The sequence below is a fragment of the Kitasatospora sp. NPDC015120 genome, assembly GCF_043080305.1.
In the GTDB taxonomy this organism is placed as follows: domain Bacteria; phylum Actinomycetota; class Actinomycetes; order Streptomycetales; family Streptomycetaceae; genus Kitasatospora.
In genome coordinates this window covers 24,722-38,015 of the sequence record NZ_JBIBVJ010000030.1, presented here as the reverse complement: position 1 = coordinate 38,015, position 13,294 = coordinate 24,722, and the positions used below count along the sequence as shown (strand labels likewise).

General features: G+C 76.8%; 10 protein-coding genes. All 10 read left to right on the top strand.

Annotated elements, in window-relative coordinates:
- Positions 1–14: 14 nt before the first annotated feature.
- The 10 genes from ACF1AK_RS34285 to ACF1AK_RS34240 are packed head-to-tail and all read left to right on the top strand — an operon-like array spanning position 15 to position 13,288.
- Positions 15–650, top strand: coding sequence for a HEAT repeat domain-containing protein (locus ACF1AK_RS34285; protein WP_391502737.1), 636 nt, complete (start codon positions 15–17; stop codon positions 648–650).
- Complete coding sequence (locus tag ACF1AK_RS34280) at positions 647–1,294, top strand: hypothetical protein (protein ID WP_391502755.1); 648 nt, start codon at positions 647–649, stop codon at positions 1,292–1,294. Before ACF1AK_RS34285 ends, ACF1AK_RS34280 begins: the two co-directional genes overlap by 4 nt.
- Positions 1,291–1,644, top strand: coding sequence for a hypothetical protein (locus ACF1AK_RS34275; protein ID WP_391502736.1), 354 nt, complete (start codon positions 1,291–1,293; stop codon positions 1,642–1,644). Before ACF1AK_RS34280 ends, ACF1AK_RS34275 begins: the two co-directional genes overlap by 4 nt.
- Positions 1,637–2,794, top strand: coding sequence for a hypothetical protein (locus ACF1AK_RS34270; RefSeq protein WP_391502735.1), 1,158 nt, complete (start codon positions 1,637–1,639; stop codon positions 2,792–2,794). The genes ACF1AK_RS34275 and ACF1AK_RS34270 overlap by 8 nt, the downstream gene beginning before the upstream one ends.
- A 24-nt stretch (positions 2,795–2,818) precedes the next feature.
- Entirely contained in the window at positions 2,819–3,328 is a 510-nt protein-coding gene (locus ACF1AK_RS34265) for a phage baseplate assembly protein V (protein ID WP_391502734.1), read from the top strand.
- Between the two features lie 13 nt (positions 3,329–3,341).
- Positions 3,342–3,674 carry a hypothetical protein gene (locus ACF1AK_RS34260; protein ID WP_391502733.1) on the top strand — a complete coding sequence of 111 codons (333 nt, stop codon included), beginning with the start codon at positions 3,342–3,344 and terminating at the stop codon, positions 3,672–3,674.
- Complete coding sequence (locus ACF1AK_RS34255; RefSeq protein WP_391502732.1) at positions 3,671–4,078, top strand: GPW/gp25 family protein; 408 nt, start codon at positions 3,671–3,673, stop codon at positions 4,076–4,078. The genes ACF1AK_RS34260 and ACF1AK_RS34255 overlap by 4 nt, the downstream gene beginning before the upstream one ends.
- On the top strand, positions 4,075–7,278 hold the full coding sequence (locus tag ACF1AK_RS34250; protein WP_391502731.1) for a putative baseplate assembly protein: 3,204 nt from the start codon (positions 4,075–4,077) through the stop codon (positions 7,276–7,278). The genes ACF1AK_RS34255 and ACF1AK_RS34250 overlap by 4 nt, the downstream gene beginning before the upstream one ends.
- Positions 7,275–11,060 carry a putative baseplate assembly protein gene (locus tag ACF1AK_RS34245; RefSeq protein WP_391502730.1) on the top strand — a complete coding sequence of 1,262 codons (3,786 nt, stop codon included), beginning with the start codon at positions 7,275–7,277 and terminating at the stop codon, positions 11,058–11,060. Before ACF1AK_RS34250 ends, ACF1AK_RS34245 begins: the two co-directional genes overlap by 4 nt.
- Positions 11,057–13,288 carry a hypothetical protein gene (locus ACF1AK_RS34240; RefSeq protein ID WP_391502729.1) on the top strand — a complete coding sequence of 744 codons (2,232 nt, stop codon included), beginning with the start codon at positions 11,057–11,059 and terminating at the stop codon, positions 13,286–13,288. The genes ACF1AK_RS34245 and ACF1AK_RS34240 overlap by 4 nt, the downstream gene beginning before the upstream one ends.
- Positions 13,289–13,294: the final 6 nt, after the last annotated feature.

Here is a 13,294-nt window from a genome sequence, read left to right as displayed (position 1 = left end):
GAGAGAAGACCGGAATGACCCGATCGTTCATCCGCCTGGTCCTCAGGCCCGAGTTCGGCGAGCACGACTTCAAGCTGGTCGTCTGGGACCTCTTCTGGAACCTGCTCGACCTCGGGCGCAAGGAGGACGGCGCCGTCGTCGACAGCTGGCTCACCCCGGACGGCAGGGCCGAGGTGCACTACGTCGACGACCGGACCACCGGCCTGCGGTACGTCACGATCCGGGGCGAGGGCGCGGCGGAGACCGAGGCGGAACTGCGGCCCCGCTGCCGGGTGTGGACCCTCGACGAGGCCCTGACCGCGCTGCGCCGGGCCGCCGGACGCAGCGACCGGTCCGACGCGGGCGACCGGTCCGACGCGGTCGACCGGGCCGGCCCGGTCGACCGCAACGACCGGCTCGTCGCGCTCTACGCCGCCGCGCTGACCGCCGAGGGCCCGGAGGACCCCGCGGTGGTCGAGGCGTTCGCCGGCGCCGCCCGCGACGACGATCCGGGGATCCGGCAGGCGGTGGTGGTGGCGACCGGCTACCTGCCCTGGCCCGGCCTGGTGGCCCTGGTGGAGGAGCTGGGCCGCACCGACCCGGCGGACCACGTCCGGCACAACGCCCGGGTCCTGCTGGAGGGCCTCGCCCGGACGGAAGGCGGCTCCTGATGCCCTACACGGACGCCCCCCGGCCGGTGCGCTCCGGGCTGGTCGTCGTCGATCCGCAGCGCGGCACGCCGCAGCGGGTCATCGTGCTGCAGTTCAACCCGGACAGCCTGGAGCGGTCGCTGGCCCCGCAGGCGGCGGGGGCGGACGGCAGCGGGGACCGCACGGAGGCGCTGCGGCTCAAGGGACCGGCCGTGGAGACGTGGAAGTTCACCGCGGAGCTGGACTCCACCGACCAGCTGGACGTGCCGGCCCCGAACGGCATCCATCCGCAGCTGGCCGCGCTGGAGTCGCTGGTGCAGCCGGCCAGTGCGCAGCTGAGGGCCGGCCAGGCGCTGGCCGCGCTCGGCACCCTGGAGATCGCGCCGGTCGAGGCGCCGCTCACCCTGTTCACCTGGGGCGGCAAGCGGATCCTGCCGGTGCGGCTGACCGAACTCACCATCACCGAGGAGGCGTTCGACATGGATCTGAACCCGGTCAGGGCGGCCGTCGCCGTCGGCCTGCGCGTCCTGACCGTCAGCGATCTGCCGGCCGGCCACCGCGGGGCCGAGCTCTACCTCGCGCACCTCGCGCAGAAGGAGCGGCTGGTCACCGCCGGGGCCGACGGCCGGCCGGGGGCGCTCGGGCCGGGCGGAGGGCTGCGATGACCGCCGGCGACCCGTTCGACGCGCTGCCACTGCCCTCGCCGTACCCGCCGGGCAGCCGGTACCACGGCATCCCGCCGGCGCTGCACACGGAGCCGGACGGGCGGCAGGTGCCGTACCTGCGGCGGCGGCTGCTGCCGCGCACGGACGGCCTGACGCCGCTCGCCGAGCACATCGTCGGGGCCGGCGACCGCCTCGACCTGCTCGCCGACCGCTACCTCGGCAGCGCCGACCAGTGGTGGCGGATCGCCGACGCCAACCCGGCGCTGGATCCACGGGAGCTGACCGCGACACCGGGCCGGCGGATCGTCATCGCGCTGCCCGGCGCGGGAGCGGGGGCGGACCATGGCTGACGCCCCGGCCGTCACGGGCGGCGGACCGGTCGGCTCGATCCGGCTCAGTCTGCTGATGGGCCCGCGGATCCCGGTGCCGGTGCCGCAGCCGGTGACCGACGCCCTGCTGTCGGCGCAGGTCACGGTGGCGTCCGGGCAGCGCTCCGGGTTCCAGCTGGCCTTCGACCTGTCGAAGCGCGGTCCGATCAACACCGCCCTGCTGCCGGGCGGCTTCTTCGACCCGAAGACCAGGGTGGTGCTGATGGTGACCGTCACCGGCACCCCGAGCGTGCTGATGGACGGGGTGATCATCCGTCAGGAGGTCGGCATCAGCAATCAGCCCGGGCAGTCCACGCTGACCGTCACCGGGGAGGACCTGACGGTGCTGATGGACCTGGAGGAGCAGGCCGGGGTGCCCTTCCCCGCGATGTCCCCGGCAGCCCGGGTCGCCGCGATCATCGGCAAGTACGGGCAGTACGGCATCGTCCCGCTGGTGATCCCGGAGCTGGTGCCGCAGACGCCGATGCCCACCCGGCGGATCGACTTCCAGAAGGGCACCGACCTCGGCTACGTCAACGAGCTGGCGAAGGCCAACGGGTACGTGTTCTACCTGGACCCCGGCCCGGTCCCCGGGGCGAGCCGGGCCTACTGGGGGCCGGAGAACCGCCTCGGCGTCCCGCAGCACGCGCTGAACGTGAACATGGACGCGCTGTCCAACGTCGACCAGCTCACCTTCGCCTTCGACGGGACGGCCCGCGAGGAGCCGGAGGCCCGCATCCAGCTCCCGGCGACCAAGGTGTCCGCCGTCCTGCCGGTGCCGGAGGTGAGCGTCCTGCGCCCGCCGCTCGCGCTGCGGCCCGCGCCGGCGCTGAAGAAGAAGGTCGTCGCCGACACCGCCAAGAAGGACTCCACCCAGGCCGTGGCCGAGATCATCGCCCAGGCGGTGCAGTCGGCGGACGCCGTCTCGGGCTCCGGCCGGCTCGACGTCGTGCGGTACGGCCACGTGCTGCGGCCGCGCGAGCTGGTCGGCGTCCGCGGCGCCGGGCTCACCTACGACGGCCTGTACTTCGTCAAGAGCGTCACCCACGACCTCAAGCGCGGCTCGTACACCCAGAACTTCACGCTGACCCGCGAGGGCCTGATCGCCCTCCAGCCGGCCGTCGTCCCGTAGCCGCCACAGTCAGGAGTTGCCCGCATGGCCGAACCGACCCGCTACCTCGGCAAGTTCCGGGGGACGGTGGTGAACAACGCCGACCCGCTGGGGATCGGCCGCATCCAGGCCCAGGTGCCCGATGTGCTGGGCGAGGCGGTCTCCACCTGGGCGATGCCCTGCTTCCCGGTGGCCGGCCCGGGCATGGGGCACTACGCGCTCCCGCCGGTCGGGGCGGGCGTGTGGCTGGAGTTCGAGCAGGGCGACCAGAGCTACCCGGTCTGGACGGGCTGCTGGTACGGCTCCGCCGCGGAGGTCCCGGTGGAGGCGTCGACCGGCCCGCCGGGTGTGCCGAACACGGTGCTGGAGACCACCGGGCGGCGGGTGATCGTGCTGTCCGACGACCCGGTCACCGGGATCACCCTGCGCACCCCGGGCGGGGCCTCGATCGTGATCAACGACTCGGGCATCCGGATCAGCAACGGCCAGGGCGCCTCGATCGCGCTCGTCGGCGCCACCGTTTCCATCAACCAGGACGCGCTGAGCGTGACCTGACGGGGAGGACCTCGTGCCCGGAAATCTGCTGCACGTCAACGCCACGGTGCTCTGCCCGCACGGGGCCCGGGCGACCGCCCGGCCCGCCCAGGCCCGGGTGCTGGTCGCCGGCCAGGCCGTCACCGGCACCGCCGACCCGTACACCGTGACCGGCTGCCCGTTCACCGTGGCCGGCAAGGCGCAGCCGTGCGTCACGGTCCGCTGGGTGGTGCCGTCCGCCCGGATCCGGGTGAACGGCTCCCCCGCGCTGCCGAGCTCCGCCGTCGGGCTGTGCCAGAGCGCCGAGCAGGTCCCGCAGGGGCCGCCGGTCGTGACCGTCGTCCAGCAGCGCGCGGAGGGGACATGAACGCCACCGGGTACCCCGGCGACGGCGCCGGACCGGCCCGCACGGACCCGGCGTTCCCGTTCCGGATCGACCGGCGCGGGCGCACCGCCGAGGCCGGGTACGACGACCACGTGCGCGACCTGATCGAGCAGTTGCTGTTCACCGCTCCCGGCGAGCGGGTCATGCACCCGGACTTCGGCTGCGGACTGCTCGACCTGGTCTTCGCGCCGAACAGTCCCGAGCTGGCGGCCACCCTGCAGCTGTCCGTCCGGGCGGCGCTGCAACGGTGGCTCGGCGAGGTGATCGAGGTCGGCTCGCTCGACGTGGAGAGCGAGGACGACGTGGTGCGGGTCCGGCTGGCGTACGTGGTGCGCCGCACCGGTACCCAGCGGCAGGACGTGTTCGAGGGCGGGGTGGCGGCATGACCGGGCGCAGCGAGGGGCCGGGGGCCCGGTGCGGGACGGAGCTGCGGCGCGCCGACGTGCGCGCGGCGCGGCTGCTGGGCCTGGACGGCGCCGAGCCGGGCGACGACGGGCGCACGCTGGAGGTGACCTTCCTCGGCCGGGCGCCGGACGGGCTGGGCCCGGAGAACCTCCGGATCGACGGCGGCCGGCGGATCACCGGCCTGCGCGCCGTCCGCGTCGAGATCGAGCGCGCGGACGACCCGGAGCTGGACGACCTGATGCGGGTCACCCTCGACCGCTCCGGCGACACCTCCCGCTACCGGCTGACCGTGGTCGGGGCGGACGCCCACGGCCGGCCGGGCACCCGCCCGCACCCGGACTTCGACCCGAGGTACGCGAGCACCGCCTTCTGTTTCGGCGCCGGCCGCCCCTCCCCCTTCGACTGCCGCGCCGAGGAGAGCTGCCCGCCCGTCGTCCGCCCGGCCCCGGTGACCGACTACACGGCCCGCGACTACGAGAGCCTGCGGCGGCTGGTGCTGGACCGGATGAGCCTCACCGTCCCCGGCTGGTCCGAGCGGCACCTGCCGGACCTCGGCATCACCCTGGTCGAACTGCTCGCCCACACCGCCGACCTGCTCTCCTACCAGCAGGACGCGGTGGCCACCGAGGCGTACCTCGACACCGCGCGCCGCCGGGTGTCGGTGCGCCGGCACGTCCGGCTGACGGACTACCCGATGCACGACGGCTGCAACGCCCGGGCGTTCGTCGCGCTGACGGTGGACCGGCCGCTGACCCTGCGGCACGGCACCTTCCGCTTCGCCGCCGTCGACGTCGGCCGGCTCGGCCCGCAGGACCGCCCGGACCTCGGCGCGGTGATCCCGGACGAGGACCTGGACGCGCTCGCGCGCACCGCCGCCGTCGAGGTGTTCGAGCCGCTCGGCGGGGCGGACGTGGCGCTGCACCCCGCCCACAACGCCATCCGGTTCTGGACCTGGGGCGACCAGGACTGCGTGCTGCCCGCGGGCGCGACCGGCGCCACGCTGCGCGACGAGTGGCACCACCCGTCCGGCCGCCCGGAGGAGCGGGGCCGGCAGCTGGCGCTGCGCCCCGGCGACCTGCTGGTCGTCGAGGAGGTGCTCGGCCCGCGCACCGGCGCCGCCGCCGACGCCGATCCGGCGCACCGCCAGGCCGTGCGGCTCACCGCGGTCACCCCGCTGGTCGACGAGCTGTACGGGCAGCCGCTGGTCGAGGTCGCCTGGGCGCCGCAGGACGCGCTGTCCTTCCCGGTCTGCCTGTCCGCGCACGGCGGCAGCGGCTGCGGCCCGGTCGCCGACGTGAGCGTGGCCCGCGGCAATGTCGTCCTGGCCGACCACGGCCGCTCCCTCACCTTCTGCGGCGGGGCCCCGGAGACCTTCCCGGTGCCGCCGGAGCCGGTGCGGGTGGCGCCCTGCTCACCGGGCGGCTGCGGCTGCGGCGGCGCGGAGGGCGCCGGGGACAGCCCGGCCGCGCAGGCCGTCCAGGACCTGCTCGGCCTCGCCCGCGGCGGCCGGCAGCTCGGCCCGCGGCAGGTCCGCGAGCTGGAGGCGCTGGTCGGCGCGGCGGCGGTCCGGCGGGCCGGGCTGCGGGTGCGGCTCGCGCCCGGCTCCGGCGCGGAGGGCGGGGACGGCGGGGGCGCCGAGGTCGAGCCGCCCACCGCCGACGCCCAGGCGGCGGTGCTGGAGACGCTGCTCGACCAGACCCGCTACCCCGTCCTGGCGCAGCCCTTCCGACCGCTGCTGCGCCGCACGCCGGTCACCCGGGCGGCCGCCTACCCCGACCGGGCCCACGTCTGCGCCGGACAGGCCGCCCTGCTCGCCGCCGTGCCCGAACGGGTCCGCCGGCGGCTGGAGGAGCTGTGGCACCGCGCGCGCGGCGGCCACCGCCTCTCCCGCGCCGAACTCGCCGAACTGACGGTGCTGTTCGGCGCCCGGGTGGTGCAGGAGCTGCGCCTCGCGGAGCGGCCCGCCGACGGGCTGCGCGAGCTGCTGGCCCGCCGCACCCGGCTGCTCGCGGGCAAGCTGCGCCGCCTCGACGTGCTCCTCGCGCGCACCCGCTCCGGCGTGGTGCTCCGGCGCTCCGGCGTCTGGGAGGTGGACCGGAGCTGGGGCGCCCGGTACGCGGCCGGGCTCGACCCCGGCTCCCCCGCGCTGGCCGGCCCGGCGGGCGAGGCCGCCGTCCAGGATCCGCGCGCCGCCCTGCCCGCGGTCCTGGCCACGGCCGACGGCCTGGAGTGGACGCCCCGCCGGGACCTGCTGGCCGACGGCCCCCGGGACCGGCACTTCGTCGGCGAGTTCGAGGACGACGGCCGTCTCGCGCTGCGTTTCGGCGACGGCCGCCACGGCCGGCCGCCGCGGCCCGGCGCGGAGCTGCGGGTCGCCTACCGCCTCGGCAACGGCCCGGCCGGGAACGTGGGCGCGGAGGCCGTCAACCACCTGGTGGTCGGCCGGCCCCCGCGGGACGAGGCCGCCACCCGGCCGCAGGACGCGGTGCTGCGCGTCCGCAACCCGCTGCCCGCGACCGGCGGCACCGGACCCGAACCCCTCGCCCTGGTGCGGCAGTCGGCGCCGCTCGCGCTGCGCCGCCGCCGGCTGCGCGCCGTCACGGCCGGCGACTACGCGGAGCTGGCCGCCGGTCTGCCGGGGGTCCGGCGGGCCGCCGCCGAACTCCGCTGGACCGGCAGCGGCCAGGAGGTGCACGTCGCCGTCGAGCCGTACGGGCAGGCCCGCGCGGACGGCCCGCTGCTGGAGGCGGTCGGCCAGGCGCTGGAGGCGTACCGCCGGATCGGCCACGCGCTGGTCGTGCGCCCCGCCCTGCTGGTGCCGCTCGACGCCGAACTGCGGATCTGTGCCGCCGCCGGGTACCAACGCGGCCACGTCCTCGCCGAGTTGCGCCGGGTGCTGGGCAGCCGCGCGCTGCCGGACGGGCGCCTCGGCTTCTTCCACCCGGACGCGCTGGGCTTCGGCGAGCCGGTGCGGGCCTCCCGGCTGGTGGCCGCGGCGGCCGCCGTGCCGGGCGTGGTCAGTGCCCGGGTCACCCGGCTGCGGCGGCAGTTCGGGCGGGACGACGGCGAGCCGGACGCCGGACTGCTGCGGCTCGGCGCACTGGAGGTCGCCGCGTGCGACGACGACCCCGACCGGCCGGAGAACGGCCGGCTCTCGATCGTGATCGGAGGTGGCCGGTGAACGGCCAGTGCACCTGCGGCTGCACGGGCACCGCGACGGCGACCCCGGCCCCGCTGTTCAACCCGCCCGGGCTGGCCGCCCTCGACCACCGCGTCGGCCGGTACGGGCAGTTCCTCGACAGCATGCTGGCGCGGCTGTCCGGCCCCGCGTACCCGGCGCTGCGCGACCTGACCGTCCGCACCCCCGACGACCCGGCGATCGCGCTGCTGGACGCCTGGGCGGTGCTCGCCGACGTGCTCGCCTTCCACTCCGAGCGGATCGCCGACGAGGGGTATCTGCGCACCGCCACCGAGGAGGGCTCGCTCACCCTGCTCGGCCGGCTGGTCGGGCACCGGCCGCGGCCCGGCGTGGCCGCCGACACCCACCTCGCCTACACCCTCGACCACGACCCGCGGGCCGTCGAGGACCCGGCCGTCACCGTACCGCGCGGCGCCCGCAGCCAGAGCGTCCCCGGCCCCGGCGAGGACCCGCAGTCCTTCGAGACCGCGGAGGACCTCACCGCCCGCCCGGCCTGGAACGAGCTGGCCGTGCTGCGCCGCCGCCCCTACCAGCTGACGCCCGGGCAGCTGAACCCCGGCGGCCGGGCCGAGCTGTTCGTCGCCGGCACCGCCAACAACCTCAGGCCCGGCGACCGGCTGCTGTTCGTCTTCAGCGCCGACCGGGCCGCCGATCCGGTCCACCGGGTGCTGCGGCTGGTGCCCGAGGTGCGGATCGACCGCGACAACGACGTCACCGTGATCGGGCTGCCCCGGGACCTGCGCACCCTCAAGGACCTGCGCGCCGAGCTGACGGACTGGATCACCGTCTCCGAGCACGCCCCCCGCCCCCGGCCGGGGCGGAGCCGGATCGTCCGGGAGTTCGACGAGCAGGTGCTGGCCCCGCTGCGCGCCGACCTCGACCGGCCGGACGGTCCGCTGAGCACCCCGGCCGACTTCGCCGAACGGCTCGTCCCGGTGGCGGCGCGGGCGGCCGAGGCCGCCGAACTGGCCCGCCCCCGGCGGGCGGTGGCCGAGTGGTTCGGGGCCCTCGGTGAGGAGCTGGCCCGGTTGCGCGAGCGCGCCCACCAGCTGGAGCCGCCGCAGCCCCCCGACGATCCCGGGCCCCACCCGCCCGGCCCCGCGGCCGCCGACCCGGCCGTCCGCGGCCTCGGCCCGCTGCTGGCGGCGCTGCGCACCACCCCCGCCCGGCTCCCGCTCAGCGCCCGCGACCTCGCCCGCGACCCGCGGCGCCTGTTCGCCGCCGGCTCGGACCTCGGCCCGCAGCTGCTGGCCGCCCTGGACCCCCGGCTGCGCGCGGGCCTCTACCGCGCCTGGGAACGGGTCGACCTGACCGCGCCGCTCGCCGTGCACGAGATCCAGGCGATGCGGGTGGTCGCCACGCCGTTCGGCGCCACCGCGCCGCTCAAACCCGTGTACGGCGCCGACGGCCGGATCGACCGCTACGTGGACTGGCCGCTCTCCGGCAGCACGCTGATCGGCGTGCGGGTCGGCTTCGACACCGCCGGCGCCGTCCCCACCACCGCCGACTTCACCTACGTCGAGGCCGGCAGCCTGCTGCACAGCGGGTTCTCCCTGCCGTGGGACCACACCTTCCCGTTCGGGCCCGGCCAGGTCCAGGTGACCACCACCGAACCGCCGCCGCCGGACCCGCACGCCTCCGCCGAACCCGCGCCCGCACCCGCACCCGCACCCGCACCCGGCCGGGAGCCCGGCGTCAGCGCCCGGTTCCTGGCCCGGCTGCCCGAACGCACCGTCCTCGTCTCCCGCCCGCAGGCCGACGGCCGCGTGCACGTGAGGGTCGAGGGCGGACCCGGCCCCGTGCTCGACCACCGGCTCGACCCGGGCCAGGAGGCCACCGGCGAGTCCGGCGAACTGACCGTCCGGATGCACCGCCACCCGGCCACCGAGCAGTCCCCGCCCGCCGTCGAGGTGGTGTTCACCACCAAGCTGCAGCCGGTCTCCGGCACCGTCCTCACCCTCGACGCCGTGTACGACCAGATCGCGCCCGGCAGCTGGGTGGTCGTCCAGCGCCCGCGCAAGGGGCTCGACGGCGGCATCCCGGGCAGCCGCGACCTCGCCGAGGTCATCACCCGGGTGACCGATGTGCGGGTGGTCTCCCGCGCCGACTTCGGCATCACCGGCAAGGTGACCGAGCTGTCCCTCCAGCAGCCCTGGCTGGACGACCAGGACACCCAGCTCTCGCACATCCGGGACGCCACCGTCTACGCCCGCGGCGAGTCGCTGCGGCTCGCCGACGAGCCCGTCACCGAGGACGTCCACGGCGACCGGATCGAACTCGCCCGGCTCTACGACGGGCTGACCCCCGGTCGGCTCGTCGCGGTGAGCGGCGAGCGCACCGACATCCCGGGCACCACCGGCGTCCGGGGCACCGAACTGGCCATGATCGCCGGGGTCGGGCAGAGCGTCGACCCGCGCCTGCCCGGGGACACCGTCCGCACCACGATCACGCTCAGCGCCGGCCTCGCCCACCGCTACCGGCGCGACACCGTCCAGGTCCTCGGCAACGTCGTCCGCGCCACCCAGGGCGCCACCCGCGACGAGGCCCTCGGCAGCGGCGACGCCGGCATCCCCGGCCAGCGCTTCGCCCTCTGGCAGTCGCCGCTCACCTGGCTGGCCGCCGACACCCCCGCAGGCGCCCGGAGCACCCTGGAGGTCCGGGTCGACGGCGTGCTCTGGCACGAGGTCGACAGCCTCGCCGGGCGCGGCCCCGACGAACGGGTCTACGTCACCGCGACCGCGGGCGACGGCCGCACCACCGTCACCTTCGGCGACGGCGTGCACGGTTCGCGCCTGCCCACCGGCCGGGAGAACGTCCGCGCCCGCTACCGGATCGGCATCGGCCCGGCGGGCAACGTCGGCGCCGGCCGGATCACCCAGCTCACCACCCGTCCGCTCGGCGTCTCCGCCGTCGTCAACCCGCTGCCCGCCACCGGCGGCGCCGGACCGGACGGCCCCGGCCTCGCCCGGCGCACCGTCCCGCTCGCCGTGACCGCCCTCGACCGGCTGGTCTCGGTGCCCGACTACGAGGACTTCACCCGCTCCCGGGCCGGCATCGGGCGCGCCGCCGCCGCCCTGCTCCCGGACGGCGGGCGCGAACTGGTCCACGTCACGGTGGCCGGGGTGGACGACATCCCGCTCACCGGCGACTCCGACCTGGTCCGCACCCTGCGCTCCGCGCTCACCGCCCACGGCGACCCGAGGCTGCCGGTCGAGGTCGCGCCGCGCGAACTCGTGCTGCTGATCGTCGCCGCGGGCGTCGAGCTCGACCCGGACCACTCCTGGGACGCCGTCGAACCGGCGCTGCGCCGGGCCCTGCTCGACCGCCTGGGCTTCGCCGGACGCGAACTCGGCCGGAGCGCCCACCTGTCCGAGGTGCTCGCCACCGCCCAGGCCGTGCCCGGTGTGGCCCGGGTCGAGGTCGAGGCCTTCACCGGTGTGCCCGGCAGCCTCACCCCGGAGGGCCTGGAGCAGCTGTCCGAGCGGCTCGCGCGGCCGCAGCCGAGCGTCCCGGCCGCGCTCGCCCGCTTCGAGGAGCAGCGCCACCGGGTCCGTGACCCCGCCGGGGAGAGCCTCACCGCCGTCGCCGCCCGCCACGGCATCACGGTCGCGGAGCTGCTGCGGCTCAACCCGGACGTCACCGACACCCGCCCGCTGCCGCCCGGCCGGGTGCTGACGGTCTTCCGCGGCCTGCGCCCGGCCCAGCTGGTCATGCTGGCGCCGAACCTGCCCGACACGTTGATCCTCAAGGAGATCCGCGGATGAGCGACACCGGCGAGCGGGACCCGGACGGACTGCTGGAGCTGCTGCCGCGCTGGCACCGGCTGCGGGACGCCGACGCGGGCGAGCCGCTGCGCGCGCTGCTGGCCGTCATCGCCGAGCAGGCCGACCTCGTGCGCGGCGGCATCGACCAGGGCTACCGGGACTGGTTCGTGGAGACCGCCGCCGACTGGGCCGTCGCCTACCTCGGCGACCTGGTCGGCTACCGGATCCTGCCCGGCTACGAGGAGGTGCTCGCGACCGGCCTGCACGGCGCGGCCTCCCCGGAGCGGGCCGCGGCCCGCGACCGGCTCGCCGCCCGGCTGGCGCCCCGGCACGACGTCGCCAACACCGTCGCCCACCGCCGCCGCAAGGGCACCCTCGCCCTGTTGGAGGAGCTGTCCGCCTCGGTCGCCGACTGGCCCGCCCGGGCCGTGGAACTCTCCCGGCTGCTCGCCGGCACCCCGCCGGTGCGACTGCTGCGCCCGGACGAGGAGCCCGCCGCCGGGCGGCGGCCGGGCCGGGGCCGGCTCGCCGACCTGCGGGACGGCACCGCGCTGGACCTGCTCGGCGGCCCCTTCGACGAGCAGGCGCACACCGCCGACGTCCGCCGGGCCGGCTCCGCCCGCCGCCCGGGCGGCCGCACGCCCGCCGGGGTCGCCCTGTACGTGTGGCGGCTGAAGCCGTACTCCGTCACCCGGGCGCCGGCCTACTGCATCGACCGGGCCAGGAACCTGTTCACCTTCTCGGTGCTCGGCAACGACGCCCCGCTGTTCACCAGGCCCGAACCGGAGCCCTCGGCCTCCCACCTCGCGGCGCTCGACAACGTGCCGGCCCCGATCCGGCGGCGGCAGCTGGCCGAGCGGCTCGCCGACTACTACGGGCCCGGCAAGAGCTTCGCCCTCTGGCGCGACGGCGCCCGGGAGCCCGTCCCGCCCGCCGAGATCACGGTGGCCGACCTGACCGGCTGGACCTACCGGCCGGCACGCGGCCAGGTCGCCGTCGACCCGGTGCTCGGCCGGATCGCCTTCGGCGCCCGCACCGCCCCGCGCCGCGGCGTCTGGGTCGACCACCACTACGCGTTCGGCGACGACACCGGCGGCGGGGAGTACCCGCGCGAGCGCCCGGAGGGCCGGCACCGCACGCTCTACCGGGTCGGCCCCGGCGGGCCGTACCAGCGGATCGACGACGCCTACGAGCAGTGGCGCGCCGACCAGCGGGCCGGCCGCGCGGGCGGCGACGCCGTCATCGAGATCACCCACAGCGGCGCCCACCAGGAACAGCTGGACTTCGACCTGGGGGCCGACGACCGCCTCGAACTGCGCGCCGCCGAGGGCACCCGGCCGGTGATCCGGCTGCTCGACTGGTACAGCAACCGGCCGGACGCGCTCAACGTCCGGGGCGTGGTGCCCGGCGGGCGGCTGGTCCTGGACGGCCTGCTGGTCACCGGGCGCGGTGTCAACGTCACCGGCCCGCTGGCCTCCGTCACCCTGCGGCACTGCACCCTCGTCCCGGGCTGGTCGCTGGAGCCGCACTGCGCGCCGCACGCGCCGCACGAACCCAGCCTCGTCCTGGACCGCACCACGGCCTGCGTCCGGATCGAGCACAGCATCCTGGGCGCGATCCAGGTCGTCGGCGACGAGGCCGGCACCGACCCGCTGGAGATCCACCTCAGCGACAGCGTCCTGGACGCCACCGGGCCCCGGCGCCCGGCGCTCGCCGGGCCCGACTGCACCCACGCCCACGCGCTGCTGCACGCGCACCGCACCACCGTGGCCGGCGAGGTGCACACCCACGCGGTGCCGGTCGCCGAGGACTGCGTCTTCACCGGGCGGCTGCGGGTGGCCCGCCGCTCGGCCGGCTGCCTGCGGTTCTGCTACGTGCCCCCGGGCTCGCGCACCCCGCGCCGCTACGCCTGCCAGCCCGACCTGGTCCGCTCGGCGGTGACCGAGCTGGTCGAGCGCGGCGACCTGCCCCCGGAGCGGGCCGCCCGGCTGCGCGAACTGGAGACCGCCCGGGTCCGCCCGCTGTTCAGCAGCCTCCGCTACGGCACGCCCGACTACGGCCGGTTCGCCGCCGGGTGCGCGCCGGAGATCACCCGCGGCGCCGAGGACCGCTCCGAACTGGGCGCCTTCCACGACCTGTTCCAGCCCCAGCGCGAGGACAACCTGCGGGCGCGGCTGGCCGAGTACACGCCGGCCGGCGCCGACGCCGGGATCTTCTTCGTCACCTGACCCGCC